Origin of the sequence: Streptomyces sp. NRRL WC-3626, assembly GCF_000718785.1 — a bacterium.
Classification (GTDB): domain Bacteria; phylum Actinomycetota; class Actinomycetes; order Streptomycetales; family Streptomycetaceae; genus Streptomyces; species Streptomyces edwardsiae.
This window is the reverse complement of record NZ_JOCA01000029.1, coordinates 1-21,209: the sequence shown is the minus strand read 5'-3', so window position 1 is coordinate 21,209 and position 21,209 is coordinate 1. Positions and strand designations below refer to the sequence as shown.

Below are 21,209 nucleotides of genomic sequence, written 5' to 3'. Positions count from 1 at the left end.
CGCCCGCCCCGGGGCGCACCGGCGTCCGTCAGCCCCCGCCGGCCCGCGGCGCGTACGGCCGCGGGTACGGTCACGCTCGCGCCCTCCGGCTGAACCGCGGTCCGCGACCGCCTACGCCGGCGAGGCGTTCTCCGTCCGTACGGGGAGGAGGAGGGGGCGTTTGGCGGTGCGGCCGTCTCCTGAGGACCGGCCCTTCAGCCGGCGGACCAGCCAGGGGCCCAGGAAGCCCGCGAGCCAGCGCAGTTCGGTGGTGGCGACGTGCCGGCCGGTGGCCACGGGGGCCGGGGGCAGGGGAAGGCTCCAGGTGTCGTCGCTGCCGGGGACGCGGAGGGCGTAGGCGAGGGCGGCGGCGATACGTTCGTGGCCGAGGGAGCTGGCGTGCAGCCGGTCGGTGCTCCACAGACGGGGATCGCCGGCCACGGGGTGCAGCGCGGTGTCGGCGACGGTGACCCCGTGACGGCCGGCCGCCTCGCGGATGCGCTGGTTCAGTGCCGTGACGCGTGGGATCAGGGGCCGCGCGAGCGGGCTGATACGGGCCAGGTCCGGGACGGTGATCGTGGCCACGTGGACGCCCTGGCCGGTGAGGGCGGCGAACATGGCCTCCAGATGGCCGGCGACCTCGTCGGCGTCGAAGCGCGGCCGCAGCAGATCGTTGACGCCGGCGAGGACGGTGGCCAGGTCGGGTCGCAGGGCGAGGGCGGGGGCGAGTTGCTCGGCGTGGATCTGCGCCGCGAGACGGCCCCGTACGGCGAGGTTGGCGTACTGGAGCGCGGGCTCGTGCCGGGCGAGGTGTTCGGCGAGCCGGTCGGCGAAGCCGCGCAGGCCGGTGATCTCGTCGCCGTCGCCGACGCCCTCGGTCTGACTGTCGCCCAGGGCGACGTAGCGCAGGTACGGCGCGTCAGTGCCGGGCATGGGCCTGCCGCCTCTCCTCGAGGATGGCGACGGTGCGTACGCACCAGTCGTGGTTCTCCTGCTCGAAGGCCACGCCGCGCAGACAGGTCAGGTACGGGCCGATGCGGTCGCCGTGGCGGAGGAAGTCCTCTTCCGTGCGGTCGCCCCGCAGGCGGCGCAGCAGCGTTCCGAAGAGGTCGATCTTGGCCCGGGCCACCTGGGCGCGTTCGGTGAGCTGTGCGACGAGGGCGTCGGTGTCGACGCGCTCGGCCGCCTGGACCTTGACGAGCAGGTCGTCGCGGACGACGGCCGGCTTGGCGGAGGCGGCGGTGAAGGTCTCCAGCTCCGCCAGGCCGGGGTCGGTCACGTGGAACAGCCGCTTGTTGGGCCTGCTCTCCTGCACCACTTCCCGGCCCGCGACCAGGCCCTCCTTCTCCAGCCGGGTCAGCTCGGCGTAGAGCTGCTGTGGCTGGGCGTACCAGAAGTTGGCCACACCGACGTCGAACGCCTTGGCGAGCTGATAGCCGCTGAGTTCGCCGTCGAGCAGAGCCGCCAGCACGGCGTGCCGTAGCGCCATGGATGGGTCCCCCTCCTCGAATGCCTCTGTCGTCGCACCAGGCACCCATGATAGTCATAAAAATGACTACTCAATTTCCTGACCAGGAAGGCCCGCCTGTGAACACCTCGGACCGTTTCCGCGCAGCTGTCGCCGACCAGGACCTCGGGGCCCTGGACGACCTGTTCACCGACGACATCCGCTTCTTCAGCCCCGTCAAGTTCACGCCCTTCGAGGGCAAGGCGATGGTGATGGGGCTCTTCGGGGTGCTGCTGCGGACCTTCGAGGACTTCCGCTACATCGGCGACCACAGCGGCACCGCGCAGACCAGCACGGATGCCGGCACCACCCCTTCCTCGGTGCTGCTCTTCCGCGCCCGCGCGGGCGGCAAGGAGATCCACGGCATCGACCTGCTGCACTTCGACGACGACGGCCGCATCAAGGAGTTCACCGTCATGGTCCGCCCCCAGTCCGCCGTACACGCCCTCAGCGAGGCGGTCCTCGCCGGACTGGTCGCGGACGGCCTGGTACCGGACGCCGGCCGTTCGTAGACGGGTGGCGGACGGGGCGTGCGCCGCGGTGCCGCTGCGGCCGCCCGGGCGCGGGCCGCGGCCGTCACGGTGTGCCTGTCGTCCCGCAGCGGCGTCGGGCCCGGCGGAAAACGTCTGCGCCGGGGGCGGTTCGTCCGAGTAGAGTCGGGGCGTGTCCGATCTGCAGCCGCTGGGTGCCGGCCATGCGCCGGCGGTCCTCGTATTCGAGCTGGCGAACCGCGCGTACTTCGCCGGCTCGGTACCCGACCGTGGTGACGCCTACTTCGACGGGTTCGACGGCCGGTACAGCGCCCTGCTCGCCGAACAGGACGCCGGCGTCTGCGCGTTCCACGTGCTGGTCGCGGAGGACGGCTCGGTGCTCGGCAGGTTCAACCTGGTCGACATCGAGGACGGCACCGCGGAGCTCGGGTACCGGGTCGCACAGGATGTGTCCGGCCGCGGTGTGGCGACCGCGGCCGTCCGGGACCTGTGCCGGCTGGCGGCGGCCCGGTACGGGCTGCGTACGCTGCGGGCGGCCACCACCCATGCGAACGCCGCGTCCCAACGGGTGCTGCTCAAGGCCGGGTTCGTACCCGTCGGCCCGGCCGACCCGGCCCACCTCAGCGGTGAGCCGGGCACCTGGTTTCAGCGCGACCTGTCGGTGCGGCCGTAGACCGCGATCCCTGACGCGGCCGGGCTCAGCCCCCGCTCTTCCTCCGGAACGACCGCTGGCTCGCGGCCGGGCCGTGCGCGCCGCGGATCTTCGAAGCGTCCGTGTTCGCGGCGAGCGCCGCGGCCTGCGCCTGTTTGGCCCGCTTGCGCTCCAGAGCCTCCCGGAACTTGCCCTTCAGGTCGTACTGGCCGTCCTCGTCGGGCGCCACCGCACGACTCTCGGTGTCAGTGGTCTCCGGACCTTCTTGCGATGGCACTTCTGCGGCCATGGTGACCTCCTGAGGTCGGGCAGTGAAAGCACAGCTTGTCATGCCGGGCAGCGTGCGGCCTCCGAATTCCGGCGGCACCGGCCGCGACGGCGTCAACGGCGGGTGAGCACGCGGAACTCGTTGCCGTCGGGGTCGGCCAGCAGCACCGCGCCGTCGGCGGAGTCGAGGCGCTTCGCCCCGAGGGCGAGCAGCCGCTCGACCTCCGCCCGCGGATCGCCGTCCGGCGCGAGGTCGAGGTGCAGATCCTTGCCGGCGTCCGGCATCAGGGGCGGACCGCCCCATGTGATCTTCGTGCCCCCGTCCGGTGACTGGACGGCGGTCTCCTCGTCCTGGTCCCAGACCAGCGGCCAGCCCAGCGCCCGGCTCCAGAAGTAGCCCACGGCCTGCGAACCGTCGCAGGCGAGCGCGCCGATGGTGCCGCAGCCGGCGAGGAAGGAGTTGCCCGGTTCGAGGACGCAGAACTCGTTGCCCTCGGGATCGGCGAGCACCACATGGGAGGCGTCCGGCCCCTGACCGACGTCGGCGTGCTCCGCGCCGAGTCCGAGAGCCCGGTCGACGATGTCCCGCTGCTCCTCCGGGCTGGTGGTGGTCAGGTCGAAGTGCAACCGGTTCTGGGCGGTCTTCCGCGCGCGGGCGGGCCGGAAGCCGAGGCGGTATCCGGCGTCGTTCCCGGACAGCAGGGAGATGCCGTCGTCGCCGGCTCGTTCCAGGTCCAGCACTCCGGACCAGAATTGGGCCAGTCGCTCGGGCTGATGCGCGTCGAAGGAGATTGCGAAGAGTCGGCTGCTCATTGCGCCACCCGTCCTCGGTCCGTTGAGTGTCCACTGCCGGCAGGGCGCCGTCTCGGCACCGCGGTCGGGGATCCTAGGGGCCGATGGGTTCGGATCGCAGCCGAGTATTCCGTGGCCCGCGCAGGGCAGAGTCCCGTCAGAGCGATTCGCCGGGACTCAGACAGCGGTAGCCGTGGGCGGTCGTCTCGGTGAGCCAGCCGTTGACGCTGTCGAGGCCGCGGCTGTTGATCTGGGCGTCGTGGATCGGGAAGGTCCGCCGTGGTCCGATCGCCCTGACGAAGTCGATCGCCTCCGCGGTCTTCATCCATGACCCCTGGGCAGGGACCAGGAGGGTGTCGACGGGCTGATCGGGCACATGCAGGGAGTCACCGGGATGGTAGACCGTCCCGTCGACGATGTAGCCGAGGTTGGCGCAGTCGGGCAGGCCGCCGTGGACGACCGCGTGGCGGCCGCCGACCGGGCGCACGCGGAAGCCGGCGACGGTCAACTCCCCGTCGGCCCGGACCCCGTTGAACTCCAGCCCCGGGATGTGCGCGTCGGCGGGCGCGTAGACCGGGACGCCGAGCCCCGCCAGGCGGAGGACGTCGATGTGGTCCGCGTGTTCGTGCGTGACCAGGACGGCGTCCGCACCGGTCAGGGCGGCCGGTTCGCTCCACACCCCGGGATCGACGACCAGGACCCTGCCTTCCCGCTCCAGGCGTACACAGGCGTGGGTGTACTTCGTGATCCGCATGGCGTCCCAACGTACCGCGTATGGAACACTGCCGGGCGTGCCCACCTGGATCACTCCGCGCCGTCTGGGCGCTGCCGCCGTGCTGTACGCCGTCTTCGCCGGCGGCTGGTATCTCGGTCAGCCCCTCCCCTACGTCGGCTGCTCCACCTCCGGCCCCGCACCCGTTGACGAGGCGTCCGTGATCGGGGAGCCCGGCGACGTCTCCGACGACCTGTACCGGTCCCTGGGGCAGCTCTCTCAGGTCGCCACCGCCGACTTCGTCTCCACCGAGGCGATCGTGTCGTGCGAGCCGTGGACGGGCCGTCCGCGTCTTGTCGCCTGGGTCATCGGCGACTGGCGCTGAGAATGCCGCCGGACGCGACGGTGCTCACATGCTCGCGGCGCTATTGACCTGCTTTGATGCGGCGTGCTTCGCTCAGCCCGGGGGCTTGGGGTGGTGAGGGGGAGGGCGTGAGGGGTCTCAGGGAACGCGGTGGTGCCGTCGGACCGGTGACCGCGTCGCAGCCGCGTGCGCCGCGATGGGGTCTGCCCCGGCAGCGACGGCCGTCGTCCACGACGGCGTCCGACCCTCCGCCGTGCGGACGGACGACAGTCACCGGCTGACTTCCCGCGCGGCCGACGGCGCATGCGCCGGAACCCGGGTTGCGGTCGGTCCGTCTTGCTCCGACAGACCGCCTCGTGGCGACACCACCCATTTCTAGCAAAGCAGTCAAGAATTGAAAAACATATCATCGCAGAACTTTTCGGGAACGAACCGTGACGCCGGGATACCCGCCCGGCGCCGGCCCCGCACCATCCTGTGGACCGTGGCGGGCGTCGTCACCCTCGGCTTCCTCGTCACGCTGGAGTTCGCCGCCCGGCACTACGGCTTCGCGGGTCCGGTCACCAACCAGGTCCGCGAGGTGGTGTACGCCCCCAAGTCGGGTGGCCTGCTGTACGCGGCCATGGCGCTGATGATGGTGGTGCTCACCTGGCGGGAACGGCTGATCGCGGTGAGCGCGGCGATCGGTGTCGACATCGCCTTCTTCGTGGTCCGGTGGGCGGCCGGCGCCGACACCGCCGGCGGCCACCCTTTCGGCAACGGTGCCCTCTGGGTGATCCTGGGCCTCGCGGTCATCGCCGTCACCCGCCGCACCGGCCGGGAACGGGTCCTGCTCCTGAAGGGCGTCGCGCTGGCCCTGCTGCTGATGGCGGGCCGCAAGACCGGTGACACCTGGCTCCTCATCACCTCCAAGACCCGTCCGACGGTGCTCGACCAGTACGTGGCCACCGCCGACCACGCGCTGGGCAACCCGTCATGGCTGGCGGGCCGCATCGTGACGGCCACCGGCCCCGTCGGCTTCAATTTCCTCGACTTCGTCTACGGCAACCTCGCGGTGGCCGCGGTCATCGCCGCGCTGTACCAGCTGCGCCATGTCGCCGTCGAACGCCGCTTCCCCCGCCATCACCTGGTGCGCACGTTCCTGGTGATCGGCCTCGTCGGGCCGGCCTTCTACATGATCTACCCGGTGGTCGGACCGCTCTTCGCCTACGGCACCGGCACCGAGCACTGGTCGGATGTCAGCCTCTGGGCACCGGACATGCCGCCCAGTGAGGCCTGGGCCGTGGCCGACATCTGGCCGCGGACACTGCCTCCGGTCGACACCCCGCACCCCATGTCCTTCGACGGGATCACCCCGCGCAACTGCATGCCCAGCCTGCACACGGCATGGGCCACCGCGATCTTCATCCACTCCCGCAAGGGCCCCCGCCCGCTGCGGTTCGCGGGAACGTTCTGGCTGGTCGCCACGCTCGCCGCGACGCTCGGATTCGGCTACCACTACGGCGCCGACCTCATCGCCGGTGTGGTGTTCGTGATCACGATCGAGGCGGCCCTGCGCGCGTACGACCGTGGCTGGGACCGGTCGGGACTGCGGCTGGTCGCCTACGGCGCCACGGTCTTCGCCGCGCTCCTGCTGTCCTACCGGTTCCTGCCGCTGGCGATGGCCGAACACCCCTGGGTGTCGGGTCCGCTGCTCCTGCTGGCCATGGTCTCGGTGATCTACGGCTACGTACGGACCACCGCGCGGTGGGAGCCGAAGACCGAACCGGCGCCGCGTCCGGAGCCCCAGCCCGAACTGATCTGATCCCGTCCGCGACTTCCGCGTGCCGCCCACCGATGAGTTCCGGTGGGTGGCACGGTCTTGTCCGGTACACGCACCCGGATGGGGAGGACACCATGTCCCGGAAGATCAACGCCAGTCTGTTCATCTCGCTCGACGGCGTCGTCGAGGCGCCCGACCAGTGGCACTTCCCGTACTTCGACGACGAGATGGGAGCCGCCGTCGGCGCGAGTCTGAACGCCACGGAGGTCATGCTCTTCGGCCGCGTGACGTACGACAGCTTCGCCGGCGCCTGGCCCGGGCGGGAGGCGGCGGGCGGCGACGACGCGGGCTTCGCCAAGCAGCTCGGCGACATGCGGAAGATCGTGTTCTCCCGCGGGCGGCTCGACCTCGAGTGGCGGAACTCCGAGCAGGCGCACGGTGACGTCGCCGAGGTCGCCGCCGCGCTGAAGAGCGAGCCGGGCGGTGACATCTCGCTGAGCGGCTCGGTCTCCGTCGTGCGGCAGCTGCTGGCCGCGGGCCTCCTCGACGAACTGCACCTGTTCGTCCACCCCATCGCCGTACGCAAGGGCATGCGGCTGTTCGACGAGGGCGAGCCGTCGATCCCGCTGAAGCTGCTGACGTCGCGGACGTTCACGACGGGCGTGCTGCACCTCGTGTACGGCCCCGACACCGCACCGCCGACGGGCGGCTACGAGGAGGCCGTCGCCACGCTCCCGGAATGACGACGGCCGGGGGCTCACGGCGACCGGGCCCCGCCGGTCACCGTGAGCCCCGGTTCAGCGAACCGTCCGCGCCGCGTCCTCGATGAAGTCGGCGACCACCTTCGGCTCCGACACCGTCACGGCGTGGGAGGCGTCCACCTTCTTCACGTGGGCATGGGCTCGCTTCGCCATGAACAGCTGGGCCTGCGGCGGGATGTTGCGGTCCTCGTCGGCCACGAGGACCCAGGACGGGACGTTCTTCCAGGCCGGTGCTCCGGACTTCTCGTCCAGGGCGGCCAGCGTCACCGGACGCTGGGTCACCGCCATGCCCTCGGCGACCCGCCGCGGGACATCGTGGGCGAACTGCTGGGGAAACTTCTGTTCCTGGATGTAGACGTCCTGGCCCTGTGTGCCGTCGGCGTTGTCGACGGGAACGGTCCGCACGGCCTGGGGAAGCGTGCTGCCCTCGAACCGCGCCGCCAGCTCGTTGGCGCTCTCGCCCTGGTCCGGGACGAAGGCCGCGAGATACACGAGCCCCTTGACCTGGGGATTTCCGGTGGCTGCGTTGGTGATGACCGCACCCCCGTACGAATGGCCGGCGAGGACCACCGGGCCGTCGATGCTCGCGACGAGGTTCCTCACATACGCGGCGTCGCTGCTCAGCCCGCGCAGCGGATTGGCCGCGGCCACCACGGGATAACCGTCCTTCTTCAGCTTCTCGACGACGCCGTTCCAGCTGGTGGAGTCGGCGAAGGCGCCGTGCACGAGAACCACGGTCGGCTTGCGGTGCTGGGACGCGGACGGTCCCTCGGTGGCGTTCGACGTGCCCATCGTGGTGGCGAGGAGGGCGGCCGCCAGGCCACCGCTCGCCACGAGGGTGACCGCGGTACGGCGACGGGACGGCTTGCTCGTCCTGAGAACCTCGGTCGGCTTCTGCTCGGTCATGGGGTACCTGCTCTCGTGAGGGGTGGTTGTTCGGTTCAGCGCGCGGAGGCCCGGGGGGTACGGCGCCTCGCATTCGCTCCAGCAACGGTTCGATCCGCTCTGTCGTCCACTACGACAGGACCGTGGCCGGATATGTGACAGCCGTCGGAACAGGTCACATGGCCCGGCCGGCGACGGGGACGGGCAGGGGGCGCACCGGACCCGGGTGCCGGGGGTTAGGGTCGGCCCTCGGCCACGACGTGCGAGGTCGGGGCGGCAGGAACTCGGTCAGGGGAGCGTGTGTGAACGTCGGTGTGCAGCGCGCGGCGATCGCCGTCGTACAGGTGCTCGGGCTCGCCGTGTGGTTCTCCATGTCGGCGGTGGTGCCGAGTCTGCGCGGCGACTGGGGGCTCACGGCGGCCGGCGCGGTGTGGCTGACGGCCTCGGTTCAGCTCGGCTTCGTCGCCGGGGCGGTCACCTCGACCGTGCTGAACCTGGCCGACCGGGTGCCGGCGCACCGTCTGCTCGCCGCCAGTGCCGCGGCGGCCGCCGTCTGTACCGTGGTGCTGGCCGTGTTCGCGGACCGGCTGGGCACCGCCGCCCCGCTGCGCTTCCTGACCGGGATGTTCCTGGCCGGGGTCTACCCCACCGGCATGAAGCTCATGGCGTCCTGGGCGGGCAGTGCCGGACGGGGCAGGACCATGGGCGTCCTCATCGGTGCTCTCACCCTCGGCTCCACGCTTCCCCACCTCATCGCGGGGCTGGGCTCGCTGCCGTGGCGCGGGGTCCTGCTCACCGCGGCGGCGGCCGGGTTCGCGGGCTCCGGCGTCGCCCTGCTCCTCGTCCGGCCCGGACCCCACGCGACCCTCACCGTTCCCGTTCGCAACGCCCGGTACGCGCTGACCATGTTCACCGAACGCGGGCCTCGGCTGGCGAACCTCGGCTACTTCGGGCACATGTGGGAGCTCTACGCCCTGTGGACCTGGATCCCGGCCTTCCTGTCGGCGGCGCCCGCCGCACGCGGGCTCCCGGGCTCGGTGGAGATCACGGTGTTCCTCTCCATGGGCATCGGCGGCGCGGCCGGCTGTCTGCTCGGCGGCTGGGGCGCGGACCGTTTCGGCCGCTCCCCCGCCGCCGTGACGGCGCTTCTTCTCAGCGGTCTGTGCTGTCTGCTCTCCCCCCTCCTCTTCCACGCTCCGCCGCCGCTGCTGTTCGCGTTCTGCGCCCTGTGGGGGGCCGCCGTGATCGCGGACTCCGGGGTGTTCTCGACATCGCTGAGCGAGGTCGCCGACCACCGGTACATCGGTACGGCGCTCACCGCCCAGACCGCGATCGGGTTCGCCCTCACCGTCGTCACCATCCAGCTCACGCCGCTGCTGGCCGAGGCCGTCGACTGGCGCTACGCCTTCCTGCTGCTCGCCCCGGGGCCCCTGGCCGGTGCCCTCGCCATGCGCGCGTACGGCGATCGCGGCCTGCCCGTGCGGCATCGTGCGCAGGTCACGGACCGTCGGTGACGGCGGCGGCGAGGCGTGCCGCGAGCTCCGTGACCGCGGCGCGCAGTTCCTGCCCGCCTTCGACGCGGAAGGCGTACGGCACCGTCGTCAGCCATTCCTGCGCGTACATCGCGGGGTTGCGTGTGCTGCCGACCAGGACGCATCCCTCACCCAGGGGTTCGAGCCGCCCCATGGGCGGCCTGATCCACGGGGCGACCTCGGCGAGCGGGGCGTCGAACACCACGCGGGTGGGGAACTCCCACCCGAGGCCGAGGTTCTCCTCCAGCACCGCCACCGCGTCGAGGTCCCCGGGCGGCTCGAACCCGTGTCCGGTCGGCCGGACCGCGCGGACCCGGTCGACCCGGTACGTACGGATCGCGTCCGCGCGATGGGAGTGGCAGAGCAGGTACCAGCGCCCGTAACGGACCACGAGGGACCAGGGGTCCACGTCCGCCTCCCACTCGCGGCCGGCCTCGCCGCGGTAGGTGACCGCCACACGGCGGCGGGAGGCGACGGCGTCGACGAGTTCGCTGGTGACGGCGGGGTCGGGGCGGGCCGAGTACGGGTCCGGGGCGGCCGCCGCGTACTCCCGCAGCCTCGCCGCCTGCTGCCCCACGCGCTCCGGCAGCGCCTTGACGACCTTGCCAAGGGCGGTGCCGACCAGGTCGTCGGCGTCGGCGGCGGCGGGCTGTCCGCCGAGTACGGCCATCACCAGGCCGACGGCCTCGGACTGCGTGAAGTGGACGGGTGGCAGCCTCGTCCCGCGTCCGAGCCGGTATCCGCCGTGCGGCCCTCTGGCGGACTCCACGGGGATGCCGGCCTCGCGCAGGATGCCGACGTACCGGCGCGCGGCCCGCTCCGCGACGCCGAGCCGGGCGGCGAGTTCGCCGGCCGTCGTACCGGGGCGGGCCTGGAGTATCTCCAGGGTGCGCAGTGCTCGCGCGGTCGGGCTGAGGTCGTGGGGCACGGAAGCAGGTTAGCCGCCGGATGATCCGGCAGTGGATCGTCCGGATCTCCTTCTACGGTGATCCGTGTCGGAACGACCGAAGGGAAACTGATGATGGACATCCTGCTGATCGGTGGCCTGTGGATGAACGGATCCGCGTGGGACCGCGTGGCGTCCGAACTGGAGGGGCTCGGCCATCGTCCCGTACCCATCACCCTGCCGGGCCAGGGCACCGGCTCCGCGTCCGCCACGCTCGACGACCAGGAGGCGGCGGTGCTCGCCGCGGTGGACGCGGCGCCGGGCAAGGTGATGGTGGTCGGGCATTCCGCCGCGTGCACGCTGGCCTGGCTGGCCGCCGACCGACGGCCGGAGCGGCTCACCAAGGTCGTCCTCATCGGCGGTGTCCCGACCGTCGACGGTCAGCCGTACGCCGACTTCTTCGAGGTCCGGGACGGCGTCGTGCCCTTCCCCGGCTGGGGCCCGTTCGAGGGGCCGGACGCGGCCGATCTCGACGGCGAGGCCAGGCGGGCGTTCGAGGCCGACGCCGTCCCCGTACCGTCCGGTGTGGCCAAGGGGCTGGTGCGGCTGACGGACGAGCGGCGGTTCGACGTCCCGGCCGTGCTCGTCTGTCCGGAGTTCACTCCCGCGCAGGCCCGGGAGTGGATCGGCGCCGGCGACGTCCCGGAACTCGCCCGTGCCGCCCACCTCGACTTCGTCGACATCGACTCGGGCCACTGGCCCATGGTCACCCGTCCCGCCGATCTGGCCCGGATCCTGGCGGAGGCGGCCGACGCGGCCTGAGGGACGTGTCACGCCGGCTCGGCCTCGATGACACGTCCGGCCGGGCCGCGGGTGTGCAGCCAGGCAGGCAGGGCGGTCAGCGCTCCCACCGCCAGGAGGACGGTGAGTACGGCGGTGAGGAGCCACGTTCCGGGAGGTGTGACCGTGCTGCCGAACAGCCAGTACAGGCCGAGGCCGGCCGGAACACCGGCGAGCAGGCCCGGGACGGCGGGCAGGAGTTGCGTCACGCAGAGCGCCGAGACGACCTGACCGGGGGTGGCGCCGAGCGTACGGGCGACGGTCAGCGCATGGCGGACCTGCGCGGCGGTGCTCCAGCCGAGGAGCACCGTGTTGAGGGTGGACAGTGCCACGAGGGCGAGCGTGACGGCGACGAGCACCTGGCCGGTCTGCTCGGCGCGCACTTCGACGGGGCCGAAGCGGCTGAAGTCGGGGCGCTTGTCGAGCTCGGCGTGCCAGGTGAGCAGGGCGGTCACCATGATCGTGGTGGCGGCCAGTACGGCGCGGCCGGGCCGGCGGGCGAGCAGCCGGATTCCGAGCAGCAGCGGCGTCGGCAGATGGGCGGTCAGGGTGTTCAGACGCCGGTGCCGGGTGAGCGGGTTCGCCGGGCCGGCCAGCGCGCGGACGGTGCTGGTGCGGACCGCGCGCACGGCCGGGCCGACCGCCCCGGTCGCGGCGACCACCACGGCGAGGAGGACGGCGGCGGCGACGGTGCCGGAATCGGGTGGGCCGGCCGCGTCCAGGAGTCCGGCGCTGGGGTCGACCAGCCCGGGCGCGGCAAGCGTTCCGGCGGTCAGTCCGAGCGCGGTGGCCAGGAGGGTCAGCAGCAGATACTGGGCCAGCAGGACCGCGGTGACGGTGCCCGGCCCCGCGCCGACGGCTCTGAGCAGCGCGGCACGACGGTTGTCCCGGGCCGCGCGGACGGTGGCGAGGGCGGTGAGGGTGACTACCGCGGCGACGGCGAGTAGCCAGCCACCGACGACGAGGGCGGGCCGGGTGTTCCTGATCATGGCGGTGTCGGTCTGGAGGACTCCCTGCCAGGTGTGGGTGTTGACCCATGCCTCGCCCCGGCGGTCGGGGGTGAACACGGTGTTCTGCCACCGCTTCGTCGCGTGCGGGTCGGTCAGTCGCAGGTAGATCAGGTGGACGCCGGAGGTGTCCCCCGCCGCCTCGCGGGTGTCGGCGGCGGTGAGCCAGATCCGGCCGCCGAAGTCGGACGGTCCGGGGCCCTGGGCGTTGTCGCTCCAGGGGTAGACCGGGGTGGCGGCGCTGATCGCGGTGCCGACGACACGGTAGCGGCGTTCGCCGACGGTCACGCGGTCGCCGACGCGGACGCCGAGCGCCTCGGCGAAGCCGCGTTCCAGGACCGCTCCGCCGGGGCGCACCCACCGGCCGGAGGTCACCAGCGGCCGGTCCACGGCGGACGGTGAGGCGCCGCGTCCCTCGACGGCGGAGTGCGCGGTCCTCCCATGGGCCCGGACGGTGGTGTCGAACGCGAAGAAGGGGTCGGACTGCGCGGCCACACCGGGGGTGTCCTTGATCCGCCGGGCCAGGCCGGACGGGTCCGTGGCCGTCGTGACGGCGGTGATGTCGGGTCCCGCGGTGGCCGCGCGGGTCTTCGCGTACCCGGTGCTCACGGCGTTTCCGGCCGCGGCGCCGAGGGTGAGGCAGGTGGTGGCGACGGTGACGACGAGCAGGAACATGACCGCCTCGCCCGGACGCTTGCGCAGGTCCCGCAGGATCAGACGGCCGGTCAGCAGCAGGTGACCCACGGTCAGTCCTCCCAGCTGAGGAACGCGCCGAGCCGTGTGGCGCCGCCGTCCGCGGGCAGGGGCGTGTCGCCGGCCAGCGTGCCGTCGCGCAGGGAGACGACGCGGTCGGCGGTCGCGGAGACGCGCTCGTCGTGGGTGACGATGACCAGGGTCTGGCCGGCGGACCGGAGTTCGCCGAAGAGCCGGAGGATGTCATGGGTCGCCGCGCTGTCGAGGTTCCCGGTGGGCTCGTCGGCGAGGACCACCAGCGGCTCGTTGACCAGGGCGCGGGCGATGGCGACCCGCTGTCGTTGCCCTCCGGAGAGCTCCGCGGGCAGATGCCGGGCCCGGTCGGCGAGTCCGACCCGGTCGAGCAGTGCGGCGGCACGGCGGCGGGCGGTGCGCGGTGAGACGCCGGCGAGCAGGGCGGGCAGTTCGACGTTCTCCGCCGCGGTCAGCTCGTCCATCAGGTGGAACGACTGGAAGACGAACCCGACGGAGCGGCGCCGCATCCTGGCCAGCGCCCGTTCGCCGAGGTCGTCGACGCGCCGTCCGTCGAGCCACACCTCCCCTTCGGTGGGCCGGTCGAGGCCGCCGAGGAGTTGCAGCAGCGTGGATTTGCCGCAGCCGCTGGGCCCGGTGACGGCGAGCGTCTGCCCGGCGGGCACCTCGAGGTCGACGCCGTCGACGCCCCAGACGAGGCTCTCGTCCTGCCCGTACGCCCGTGACAGGCCGACCGCTCGCAGCGCGGGCCCTGTCGTCCGACCGGGCCGGCGTCCCGCCGGGGCCGCACCCGCGCCGCGGTCGCCCGTCCCGCGCCGGGACCGGCTACCGGCCCGCAGACCGTCTCTGGTCATCCGTTCTCCCCGCCTTTCCCGCGGGCGGCCCATGTCCGCTCGCACGCTTCCAACCAGCGCAGATCCGCCTGCAACCGGAGGGCGATGCCTTCCAGGAGAAGTCCGGCCTCCGAGTCCGTGCCGTGCGCGAGGGCCGCCTGCTGGGCCTCGGCGAGGCTTCGCATCAGCTCCCGCCGCCGCGCGTCCACGAGCGCGAGGGGGTCGGCGCGGCCCGATTCGGCGGCGGCCACCAGCTTCAGGTGGAACTCCGTCACATCCGCCCGGGGGCCTGCGCCTTCGGTCATCCACTCCGCCACCCGCTCCTGGCCGGCGGCGGTCAGTCCGTACACCTTGCGGCGCGGGCCGCGCATGCCCGCGTCCTCCCGCTCCTGGACGACCAGGCCGGACTTTTCGAGCCGGGTGAGCGTCACATAGATCTGACCCGCGTTCAGCGTCTCCCCCAGCGGTCCGAGCGCCGCCACCAGCCTCGCGCGCAGGTCGTAGCCGTGCGACGGCTCCTTGGCCAGCAGCGCCAGCACCACGTCCTGCACCGATCACCCTCCCCTGCGACCCTCAATAGATAGCGGTTATCCAAATGAGCGTCAAACGGCGCCCGCCGGCCGGGGATCCGAACGGGTCGGCACCGTGTCGTCGTGTTGCCGTGTGCCGGGTCCGCGGTGAAAGTGGTAGCGATGTCCGATCACACGCATCGTCTCCGTGGCGCGGCCGTTCCCCGGCCGCCGTCGGAGACGGCCCTGTTCAGCGGCGTCTACGGGCTGATCCTGGCCAGTGCGCTGGCCGCCGCGCTCGACTCCCCCGGTGAGGCGGACGAGCCCGGCTCCGACGCGCTGTGGATCCTGCTCACCGCCCTCGCCTCCGCGGCCGCCCACGGCTACGCCCATGTCGTCGCGCACCGGATGTCGGCGGAGCGCGGCGGCCTCCGGGTCGGGCTGCGCGCCATGCTCGCCGAGTGGCCGGTCGTCGTGGCGGCCCTCCCCACCGTCGCGCTGCTGCTGACCGCGGTGCCGTCCTGGTGGACGGAGAGCCAGGCGGTGGAAACCGCCCTGCTGCTCAACACCCTGCTCCTGGCCGGCTGGGGCGCGTGGACGGCGCGCAGGGCGGGGCGTGGGTGGGCGGCCTCACTGCGGGCCGGGGCCGCCGACATGCTGATCGGCCTGGTGATCATCTCGGCGAACGCCCTGATCAAGTAGGGGGTCGTCCCCGGTGAGCCGGGTTTCCAGGCGGTAGTCGACGGCCACCTCACGGTAGTCCTCGCCCGGTACGACGTTCTCGGGGAGACGGTCGCGGTCACTGCGGCTCGTCGACTCCCGCTCTCCGGTACCCGGGAAGCGAACGGCGGTCCGGGGTTGCTCGGCGAAGCGCAGGCGGTCCATACGAAGCGTCGACCGGAACGAGATGTCCTGCGGGGTGCTCTCCGGGCCCGTGCCCTCCCCGCCGGAGCCGTCCGCCGGCGGGGCACCGGCCGTTCAGGGCGGCTCGTCCCGTTCGCCGGAGACACGGCGGCGTGCGGGCCTCGACGGCAGCTTCCCGTCCTCGGAGCGGACGCGGCGCCTGCGGGTCGCGCTCTCGCGCCGGGCGGCCCGCTTCCGGTCCTCGCCCTCCGCCGGCCTGCGCGGGCTCCGTGCGGCCGGCCCGGCCGGGGCTACGGCGTCGCCCGTCACGTCCGCTGCCGCCGCGCGGCTAGCCTCGCCGCCGGCGTCCTGGACAGCACGCCCGGCCTCGCCGCCGGCGTCCTGGACAGCGCGCCCGGCCTCGCCACCGGCATCCTCGACCGCACGCCCGGCCTCGCCACCGGCATCCTCGACCGCACGCCCGGCCTCCCCGCCGGCATCCTCGACCGCACGCCCGGCCTTTCCGCCCGCGCCCTCGACCACACGCCCGGCCTCCCCGCCGGCATCCTCGACCACCGTGCCGGCCCGCCGGCCGACGTCCTCCGCCACCGCGCCTACACCGCGGCCCACGTCCCCGACCGCGGCCTCGGTGGTTTGACCGACGTCGTGGACGGCGCTGCCCGCTCCTTGACCCACGTCCTGAACGGCGGTCCCGGCACCCTGACCCACGTCCCGCACAGCGGTCCCGGCGCCCTGCCCCACGTCCTGAACGGCGGCTCCGGCACCCTGACCCACGTCCCGCACAGCAGTCCCGGCACCCTGACCCACGTCCTGAACGGCGCGGCCGGCGCCCGTGCCCAGTTCGCCGACGGCTTGGCGGGCTCCCCCGCCCACGTCCTGTACGGCGGAACCGACGCCTCGCGCCAGGTCGCGCAGGATCTCCGGATTGCGGTCGAGCGTGGTGAGCACCCGGTTGACGATCGCGGCGACGTTGTCGAGCCGCACCCTGAGCTGGGCCTGTGCCTCCACTCCCGAAATGCCCAGGTGCACGCGGCCGAGCGTGACGTCGGCGCCGACACTCAGCCTCAGCAGATCCAGCACCTCGGTCTGCAGGGAGACATGTGCGCGCAGGTTCTCGACGTCCAGGTCGATCTCGTCGACCTTCAGCAGGGGAACGTCCAGGAAGACGTCGGGATTCTCCTCGTCGTACACACCCTCCTCGACGGGTGTCTCGTCCTGCTCGGCGTTGTCGTCCATCACCGCACCTCCCCGGTCGCCGCTCCTTCCGTTCCATCTTGCGGCGCCACGAGGATCACCGCGCGGTCAGCCCGGCCCGGCCCTGCCCGGCCTCACCCGTGGGGAACGATGACGGCGCGGCCGTTCACCTCTCCGGCGTGCAGACGCTCATAGGCACGCGGTGCCTCGTCGAGCGAGTACGTCTCCGTGTGGACGGCGACGGCCCCGGCCCGGGCGAGGCCGATGACCTCGATCAGTTCGCCGCGCGAGCCCCAGTAGGGCGCGGTGACCGACACCTCGAAGGGCAGGCTGCCGAACCCCACGGGCAGGGCGCCTCCGCCGATGCCCACGATGCCGACCTCGCCCTCCACCGCGACGACGGCCCCGGCGGTGCGCACGGTCGCCTCCGCCCCGACGAAGTCGAACACGGCCTCGGCTCCGGTTCCGCCGGTCAGGTCCCGTACCTTCCCCACCGCCCGTCCGTCGGAGAGCACGGTCTCGTGCGCGCCGACGGTCCGCGCGAGCGCCAGCTTCTCCTCGCTGATGTCGAGGGCGATCACCCGGGCCGGGGACATGGCACGCAGCAGCTGAACGGCGACATGTCCGAGCCCGCCCGTACCGATGACCACCGCCGTGGAGCCCGGTACGAGGCGGGGCAGCGCCCGTTTGACGGCGTGATACGGCGTCAGTCCGGCGTCCGTCAGCGGCACCGTGGAGACAGGGTCGAGGCCGTCGACGGGGACGAGGTGCCGGGCATCGTCGACGAGGAGGTACTCGGCGATCGCTCCGGGGGAGCCGAGCCCCGGCGGGAAGATGCCGAGCTCCGCGGCCCGCAGACAGTAGTTCTCCTTCCCTTCCGCACACTTGGCGCAGGTGCCGCAGCCCCAGGGGCCGTACACGGCCACCTCGTCGCCCTCCCTCAGTCCGCGCACACCGTCGCCGAGGACCGCGACGGTGCCCACGGCCTCGTGGCCGAGGGTCAGCGGCAGTTCGTAGGGGAAGCCCTCGGCGGGCCAGCTCATCACCGCGATGTCCGAGTGGCAGACCCCGGCCGCGGTGACCTTCAGCAGGACCTGGCCCGGACCCGGTTCCGGGTCGGGGACGGTGACCACCTCCGGGGCGGCGCCGATCCGGCGGTACCGGAGTGCCTTCATACGGGTGAGTCCCTTCGCGGCTTTCCTCGTCACGTGGCCTCCACCCTCGGCCCGACCACTGCGGATGCCCAGCCCGGCGGGTCCGGACGGGGTGCCGTGTGCTGCGGATGCCGGGCGGGCGGGGCGCGGTTAATGTCGGGCTGGCCGTGGGCGCGGACCCCGCCGGAGACGAAGGAGTGTGGTCGCTGTGGCCCGGAATCGCCGGCTGATCCTCAGCTCGCCGTCCGGGGTCTGGAACCTCCTGTCCGACGGCCGCCGCTACGGCGAATGGGTCTCGGGAACACAACGGGTGACCGCAGCGGACCCGCACTGGCCCGACGTCGGGGCCCGCCTTCAAGTCCGCGTGGGTGTGGGGCCGTTGGCCCTCGAGGACATCTGTGTCGTACGCATCTGTGAACCACGCCGTCGTCTGGAACTGGAAGCGCGGGCGGAACCCTTCGGCGCGGCCCGCATCGCCATGAACCTCATTCCCTGGGGCGAGCACACCCTTTTTCTTCTGGAGTGGCACCCCCTGCGGGGTCCCGGTATCCGGATGCACGGGCTTCCGGTGGACTACGTCGTCTCGATCCGCAACGGCATGATGCTGACGAAACTGGCCCGCATCGCGGTACGGGAGCGAGAGCACGACACCGGCTCCGTGGGGGTCCGGGGGGCGTCTGACACCTCCTAGGACCGCGCCGCCTCACCCGGACGGCTCGCTGCGGTCGCGGTGCGCGTGCCGCCGACCGAGGCTGAGGGCCGAGGAAAGGCGTCGACCATGGCAGACACACGCGGCGCGGTGCCCAGGGCCCCCGCAGGATCCGGAACCACCGACTGGGCGATGGGCCCGTATCTCTTCGCCGGCCTGGCGCTGGAGCTGAGTGGTTCGCTGAGCATTCTCATGGGCGTCACCGGCATCGCCCAGGACACCATCTTCAGCGCACCCCGATACGTCTACCGGTTCGACCTGACGGCCTGGGGCTGGCTCCATCTCGCTCTCGGGATCGCGCTGGTGGCCGCGGGCCTCGGCGTGCTGCTCGGCAGGAGCTGGGGCAGGGGGGCCGGGCTGGCGCTGGGCGCGGCGAGCCTGATCACACAGTTCATGTTCGTCCCGTACTACCCGCTGTGGGCGATCTCCCTGATGGTGCTCGACCTTCTCGCCATCTGGACCCTGGCCCGGTTCAGCGCGCGGGAGCCGAGCGGGGCATGAGCGCGGCCGCGGCCCGTACACGTCGCTGGGGCGCGTCCGACGCGCCCCTTCGATGTCCGGCGGCCCACCCTGCGGGCGGGGCCGGCGGACATCGGACCGGCCGGGTCAGGCGCAGGTCCAGGCGGACATTCCCTGGAGCCGGGCGAGCCGTTCGGCCACGATGATCTGCTCCTCGCGGGTGGCGAGGTCCGCCCGCGGGGCGTACTCGAGTCCGCCGGCCGCGACCCAGCTCGACTGGGCGAACTGCAGGCCGCCGTAGTGGCCGTTGCCGGTGTTCGCCTGCCAGTCGCCACCGGATTCGCACGCGGCGATGGCGTCCCAGTCTGTTCCGCGCGGACTCGACGGCGACGCCGTCGCCTCGGTGGCGCCCAGGGCGGTCGCGGCGATCAGGACGAGCGCGGCGGCCCGGATCCCGGTTCGGCGGGAGCCCCGCGGGCCGCGTATATGGGTACTTCTGAAAGAGATCATAGGAAATTGCTACATCACGTCACCGCGCGGTGACCTGCCGAGCGCCGTCTCCTTGCCCCGGACGGGGGACGAAGGGCGGACCGGGCCGTCGTCAGAGGCGGACAATGACCAAGGCGATGTCGTCGCGTCCGCCGTCGGCCACGCCGAGGCGGCTGAGGAGCGTGTCGGCCAGATGGTCCGGGCCGAGGCCGGCGTGGCGGGCGAGTGCGTCCATGAGGCGGTGCAGGCCGGCGTCGATGTCCTCACCACGGCGCTCGACGAGACCGTCGGTGTACAGGACGAGTGTGTCGCCCGGCGTGTACGGCACCGAGGCCTCGGGGCGGGGTGTCTCCTCGTCGAGAACGCCGAGCGGCGGATCGGTGGCCCGGTCGAGCAGCACCACGGTGCCGTCCCGCCGGCAGAGCACCGGCGGTGGGTGGCCGGCGCAGGTGTAGGTGATGCTGTGCCGGCGGGTGTCGACGACCGCCTTGGCGGCGGTGGTCGCCAGCGCGCCTTCGGCGCTGCGGGCGTAGCGGCTCAGGACGTCCATCGCCCTGCCGGGTTCGTGGAGCGCGCGGACGGCGGCGGACAGGGCGCTGCGCAGCATGCCCATGACGGCGGCGGCCTCCAGGCCGTGCCCGACGACGTCGCCGACCGCGACCGTGAAGGTGTCCTCGGACAGGTCGACCACGTCGTACCAGTCGCCGCAGACGTTGAGCGACCGGGCGGCCGGCATGTAGCGCACGGCGATGCCGGGGTGGGCCTCCAGGTCCGGGGTGTGCAGCATGGCCCGCTGGAGGGCCAGCGCGGTCCGGCGTTCCCACTCATGGGCTTCGCGGAGCTTTTCGTTGAGGAGCTGGAGTTCCTGCGCCCGGGCGTACAGTTCGGCCTCCAGCGTCCACTTCCCGCCCGGATCACCCTCCGGTCCGGCGGCCGCGGCGCGGGACAGCAGGAACTCGGTCATGTCCTCGACCCGGTGGATGATCCACGCCACCTCCCCGTCGGGTCCGAGGACGGGCGTGTTGATCGGCGACCACCATCTCTCCTGGAACACGTCCGGGCGGCCGGAGACCGGGAGGTCGTACTTCTGTACCGCCATCGACTCCGGTTCCTTCGACCGCAGCACCCGCCGCAGGGACGCGCCGAGATTGCGCACCCCGTCGGCTTCGGGGTCACCCGGGTTGTCGGGGTGCACCTCGAAGAGTTCGTGACCGATCAGCTCGTCCCGGGTCCGGCCCGTCACCCGTAGATACGCCTCGTTGACCTCCACCACCACGAGGTCGGGATCCAGCACCAGGTACGGGCTGGGCGTGACCGCGAACAGGGCCCGGTAGTCGATCCGCGGTGTGGTCATGTGCGGTCTCCCGTCCCGCGTCGTCTCACCCCGACGGTATGCCGACTCGGCCGTGAGCGACACCGCGTCGGCCCTTCAGGGGGCCGGGCCGTTCCCCCGCTAGGGTGCTGACCGCGTCGAAGCCGAGGATGGCGTAGGCGGCGACGGTCGCGGCCGCGGTGACCGCGGAGATGCCGGTGGCGCCGTTCCACAGCGCCTCGCCGGCCGCGGCGGTTCCGCCGTGGCCGAGACCGTGGCGGACGCAGAGCACGGCGAGGACCAGCAGGCAGCCGGTCACGGCGATCAGCAGCACCTTGTTGGACCTTGTCGGCCACCGCGAGGCCGATGACGTTGACGGCGGTGGCCAGCGCGATGTTGATCACCAGCCAGAGCCACTGCGGTATGGAGGGGTGGTGAGCTGTTGGGACTTTGCTGAGCGTGAGGGTGTTTTGGTGTGTACGAGTGAGCACGGTAGCGGCGGCCGGAGCTGCTGTGCCGCATT

The 21,209-nt window shown here is 72.5% G+C and carries 25 protein-coding genes; 10 read left to right on the top strand and 15 right to left on the bottom strand.

Annotated elements, in window-relative coordinates:
- Window positions 1–111: 111 nt before the first annotated feature.
- Together IF28_RS0132165 and IF28_RS0132160 are read right to left on the bottom strand one after the other, a co-directional pair.
- Window positions 112–912, bottom strand: a complete 801-nt coding sequence (locus IF28_RS0132165) for an SGNH/GDSL hydrolase family protein (RefSeq protein WP_030227872.1) — start codon at window positions 910–912, stop codon at window positions 112–114.
- The gene (locus tag IF28_RS0132160) at window positions 899–1,468 is read right to left on the bottom strand and encodes a PadR family transcriptional regulator (protein WP_030227870.1); all 570 of its coding nucleotides are present in this window, start codon (window positions 1,466–1,468) and stop codon (window positions 899–901) included. Before IF28_RS0132160 ends, IF28_RS0132165 begins: the two co-directional genes overlap by 14 nt.
- A 98-nt stretch (window positions 1,469–1,566) precedes the next feature.
- Here IF28_RS0132160 and IF28_RS0132155 point away from each other — a divergent pair, with 98 nt between their 5' ends.
- Complete coding sequence (locus IF28_RS0132155; RefSeq protein ID WP_030227867.1) at window positions 1,567–1,998, top strand: nuclear transport factor 2 family protein; 432 nt, start codon at window positions 1,567–1,569, stop codon at window positions 1,996–1,998.
- Window positions 1,999–2,149: 151 nt separating this feature from the next.
- A complete protein-coding gene (locus IF28_RS0132150) occupies window positions 2,150–2,650 on the top strand; it encodes a GNAT family N-acetyltransferase (RefSeq protein ID WP_030227864.1) in 501 nt (166 codons plus the stop codon).
- A gap of 25 nt (window positions 2,651–2,675) precedes the next feature.
- On the opposite strand, the gene IF28_RS0132145 is transcribed toward IF28_RS0132150, so the two are convergent.
- From IF28_RS0132145 to IF28_RS0132135, 3 genes are all read right to left on the bottom strand, one after another.
- On the bottom strand, window positions 2,676–2,918 hold the full coding sequence (locus IF28_RS0132145) for a DUF5302 domain-containing protein (protein ID WP_030227860.1): 243 nt from the start codon (window positions 2,916–2,918) through the stop codon (window positions 2,676–2,678).
- Between the two features lie 92 nt (window positions 2,919–3,010).
- Window positions 3,011–3,709, bottom strand: a complete 699-nt coding sequence (locus IF28_RS0132140) for a VOC family protein (RefSeq protein WP_030227857.1) — start codon at window positions 3,707–3,709, stop codon at window positions 3,011–3,013.
- A 136-nt stretch (window positions 3,710–3,845) separates the two neighbouring features.
- Entirely contained in the window at window positions 3,846–4,442 is a 597-nt protein-coding gene (locus tag IF28_RS0132135; RefSeq protein ID WP_030227854.1) for an MBL fold metallo-hydrolase, read from the bottom strand.
- 37 nt (window positions 4,443–4,479) lie between these two features.
- Between IF28_RS0132135 and IF28_RS0132130 the strand changes: the two genes are divergently transcribed.
- The 3 genes from IF28_RS0132130 to IF28_RS0132120 all read left to right on the top strand — a co-directional run bounded on the left by IF28_RS0132130 (window position 4,480) and on the right by IF28_RS0132120 (window position 7,269).
- On the top strand, window positions 4,480–4,785 hold the full coding sequence (locus IF28_RS0132130; RefSeq protein WP_030227852.1) for a hypothetical protein: 306 nt from the start codon (window positions 4,480–4,482) through the stop codon (window positions 4,783–4,785).
- Between the two features lie 463 nt (window positions 4,786–5,248).
- On the top strand, window positions 5,249–6,568 hold the full coding sequence (locus IF28_RS0132125; protein WP_030227849.1) for a DUF5933 domain-containing protein: 1,320 nt from the start codon (window positions 5,249–5,251) through the stop codon (window positions 6,566–6,568).
- Window positions 6,569–6,660: 92 nt separating this feature from the next.
- Window positions 6,661–7,269: a dihydrofolate reductase family protein gene (locus IF28_RS0132120; protein ID WP_030227847.1), complete on the top strand. Its 609-nt coding sequence runs from the start codon at window positions 6,661–6,663 to the stop codon at window positions 7,267–7,269.
- 54 nt (window positions 7,270–7,323) lie between these two features.
- Here IF28_RS0132120 and IF28_RS0132115 read toward each other — a convergent pair whose 3' ends face one another.
- The gene (locus IF28_RS0132115) at window positions 7,324–8,193 is read right to left on the bottom strand and encodes an alpha/beta fold hydrolase (RefSeq protein WP_106982186.1); all 870 of its coding nucleotides are present in this window, start codon (window positions 8,191–8,193) and stop codon (window positions 7,324–7,326) included.
- A gap of 281 nt (window positions 8,194–8,474) precedes the next feature.
- On the opposite strand from IF28_RS0132115, the gene IF28_RS0132110 reads away from it, so the two are divergent.
- Window positions 8,475–9,686: an MFS transporter gene (locus IF28_RS0132110; protein WP_030227842.1), complete on the top strand. Its 1,212-nt coding sequence runs from the start codon at window positions 8,475–8,477 to the stop codon at window positions 9,684–9,686.
- On the opposite strand, the gene IF28_RS0132105 is transcribed toward IF28_RS0132110, so the two are convergent.
- On the bottom strand, window positions 9,670–10,632 hold the full coding sequence (locus IF28_RS0132105; protein ID WP_030227839.1) for a helix-turn-helix transcriptional regulator: 963 nt from the start codon (window positions 10,630–10,632) through the stop codon (window positions 9,670–9,672). The genes IF28_RS0132110 and IF28_RS0132105 overlap by 17 nt on opposite strands.
- A 93-nt stretch (window positions 10,633–10,725) precedes the next feature.
- Here IF28_RS0132105 and IF28_RS0132100 point away from each other — a divergent pair, with 93 nt between their 5' ends.
- Window positions 10,726–11,412: an alpha/beta fold hydrolase gene (locus IF28_RS0132100; RefSeq protein ID WP_030227836.1), complete on the top strand. Its 687-nt coding sequence runs from the start codon at window positions 10,726–10,728 to the stop codon at window positions 11,410–11,412.
- Window positions 11,413–11,420: 8 nt separating this feature from the next.
- On the opposite strand, the gene IF28_RS0132095 is transcribed toward IF28_RS0132100, so the two are convergent.
- From IF28_RS0132095 to IF28_RS0132085, 3 genes are read right to left on the bottom strand one after another with little or no spacing between them, the layout of a single operon-like run.
- Window positions 11,421–13,181 (bottom strand): FtsX-like permease family protein, encoded by a 1,761-nt coding sequence (locus tag IF28_RS0132095; RefSeq protein ID WP_030227834.1) that lies wholly within the window; start codon window positions 13,179–13,181, stop codon window positions 11,421–11,423.
- Between the two features lie 2 nt (window positions 13,182–13,183).
- Window positions 13,184–14,017, bottom strand: a complete 834-nt coding sequence (locus tag IF28_RS0132090) for an ABC transporter ATP-binding protein (RefSeq protein WP_030227832.1) — start codon at window positions 14,015–14,017, stop codon at window positions 13,184–13,186.
- Complete coding sequence (locus IF28_RS0132085; protein WP_030227829.1) at window positions 14,014–14,547, bottom strand: PadR family transcriptional regulator; 534 nt, start codon at window positions 14,545–14,547, stop codon at window positions 14,014–14,016. Before IF28_RS0132085 ends, IF28_RS0132090 begins: the two co-directional genes overlap by 4 nt.
- 141 nt (window positions 14,548–14,688) lie before the next feature.
- On the opposite strand from IF28_RS0132085, the gene IF28_RS0132080 reads away from it, so the two are divergent.
- A complete protein-coding gene (locus IF28_RS0132080; RefSeq protein WP_030227826.1) occupies window positions 14,689–15,207 on the top strand; it encodes a hypothetical protein in 519 nt (172 codons plus the stop codon).
- 276 nt (window positions 15,208–15,483) lie between these two features.
- Here the strand turns inward: IF28_RS0132080 and IF28_RS38310 are convergent, their stop codons facing one another.
- Window positions 15,484–16,605: a hypothetical protein gene (locus IF28_RS38310; protein WP_051713951.1), complete on the bottom strand. Its 1,122-nt coding sequence runs from the start codon at window positions 16,603–16,605 to the stop codon at window positions 15,484–15,486.
- A gap of 92 nt (window positions 16,606–16,697) precedes the next feature.
- Window positions 16,698–17,738, bottom strand: a complete 1,041-nt coding sequence (locus tag IF28_RS0132070) for an NAD(P)-dependent alcohol dehydrogenase (protein WP_030227822.1) — start codon at window positions 17,736–17,738, stop codon at window positions 16,698–16,700.
- A 187-nt stretch (window positions 17,739–17,925) separates the two neighbouring features.
- On the opposite strand from IF28_RS0132070, the gene IF28_RS0132065 reads away from it, so the two are divergent.
- Together IF28_RS0132065 and IF28_RS0132060 are read left to right on the top strand one after the other, a co-directional pair.
- Window positions 17,926–18,408, top strand: coding sequence for an SRPBCC family protein (locus IF28_RS0132065; RefSeq protein WP_106982185.1), 483 nt, complete (start codon window positions 17,926–17,928; stop codon window positions 18,406–18,408).
- 87 nt (window positions 18,409–18,495) lie between these two features.
- Entirely contained in the window at window positions 18,496–18,927 is a 432-nt protein-coding gene (locus IF28_RS0132060) for a DUF7144 family membrane protein (protein ID WP_234325390.1), read from the top strand.
- Between the two features lie 105 nt (window positions 18,928–19,032).
- Here the strand turns inward: IF28_RS0132060 and IF28_RS0132055 are convergent, their stop codons facing one another.
- The 3 genes from IF28_RS0132055 to IF28_RS0132045 all read right to left on the bottom strand — a co-directional run bounded on the left by IF28_RS0132055 (window position 19,033) and on the right by IF28_RS0132045 (window position 21,020).
- The gene (locus IF28_RS0132055) at window positions 19,033–19,395 is read right to left on the bottom strand and encodes a transglycosylase family protein (protein WP_030227813.1); all 363 of its coding nucleotides are present in this window, start codon (window positions 19,393–19,395) and stop codon (window positions 19,033–19,035) included.
- A 91-nt stretch (window positions 19,396–19,486) separates the two neighbouring features.
- Window positions 19,487–20,728: a PP2C family protein-serine/threonine phosphatase gene (locus IF28_RS0132050; RefSeq protein WP_030227810.1), complete on the bottom strand. Its 1,242-nt coding sequence runs from the start codon at window positions 20,726–20,728 to the stop codon at window positions 19,487–19,489.
- 25 nt (window positions 20,729–20,753) lie between these two features.
- Window positions 20,754–21,020 carry a hypothetical protein gene (locus tag IF28_RS0132045; protein WP_030227808.1) on the bottom strand — a complete coding sequence of 89 codons (267 nt, stop codon included), beginning with the start codon at window positions 21,018–21,020 and terminating at the stop codon, window positions 20,754–20,756.
- Window positions 21,021–21,209: the final 189 nt, after the last annotated feature.